1 protein-coding gene and 1 pseudogene are annotated in these 1,155 nt (G+C 39.1%); one reads left to right on the forward strand and one right to left on the reverse strand.

Annotated features, from left to right (window positions below; translation table 11 throughout):
- Window positions 1-552, reverse strand: a pseudogene (locus VXQ92_RS19785) (exopolyphosphatase); the annotation flags it as partial.
- Between the two features lie 279 nt (window positions 553-831).
- On the opposite strand from VXQ92_RS19785, the gene trxA reads away from it, so the two are divergent.
- On the forward strand, window positions 832-1,155 hold a 324-nt coding region (gene trxA / locus VXQ92_RS19790; protein ID WP_001276875.1), incomplete at its 3' end, for a thioredoxin.

Raw genomic sequence — 1,155 nt, forward strand, 5'->3', positions numbered from 1 at the left:
TGCTTTTTGTGTGATTTCACCATCGGCAAAATATGCTTTTGTATAGGCTACACAACCCATCTGTAATGATTCAGTATAAATTGGCTCAAATTCTTCGCCAATAATAAACTCGGTAGATCCACCACCAATGTCAACCACTAAGCGGCGTCCACCATTCGCCATCGTATGTGATACACCAAGATAAATCAGGCGTGCTTCTTCACGGCCTGCAATAATCTCAATAGGTTTGGGCAAAATTTCAGCGGCTTTTTGAATAAACTCATGGCCATTTTTAGCCTGACGCAAAGCGTTCGTTGCCACAATTCTTAAACGGTTAGGTTGAACTGAGCCTAAACGCCCAACGAAACGAGCCAAACAGGCTAAACCACGTTGCTGTGCTGCTTCTGTTAAGTTTTTATTTTCATCAAGACCAGCTGCAAGCTGTACTTTTTCTGACATTGAAGCCACTTTTTTAACTTCACCGTGATCTACCCGTGCAATGGCAAGGTGAAAACTGTTCGACCCCATATCTATGGCAGCAAGTAATTCTTCATCAATCAGAAAGTCAGACATTATTGAACTAAACCCATAACAATTCACGCCTAGAGTAATTCACAAGAATGCAATTGAAAAGCCATTTTCATCAACAATTAATAGCCTTTGATATTTTTCTATTTGTTAAACGATTGTACAAGCCGATGATGAATATCGTGAGCATCCATTAGACAAATTTACTTAAGCCTTGAATAATAGCATCAAACCCTTACATTGAACTAAGTAGCTATGTAATACTGATAGAGATTATCTCCTCCTATAGTGATAGCACTTTTTTCTAAAAATTGGAGCCGTACCATGTCTGCGACTATTGTAAATACAACTGATGATAACTTCCAAGCAGATGTTCTAGATGCTGAAACACCTGTACTTGTTGACTTTTGGGCAGGTTGGTGTGCACCTTGTAAAGCAATTGCACCTGTTCTTGAAGATTTATCAAGTGAATATGCGGGTAAAGTAAAAATCGTTAAAGTTGACGTGACTTCTTGTGAAGAGACGGCAGTGAAATACAATATCCGTAATATTCCTGCTCTATTACTTTTCAAAAATGGTGAAGTAGTAGCTCAGCAAATCGGTGCTGTGCCTCGTTCTAAACTCGTTAGCTTCATTGACGAAAACGTT

Source organism: Acinetobacter sp. 228 (genome assembly GCF_048147885.1).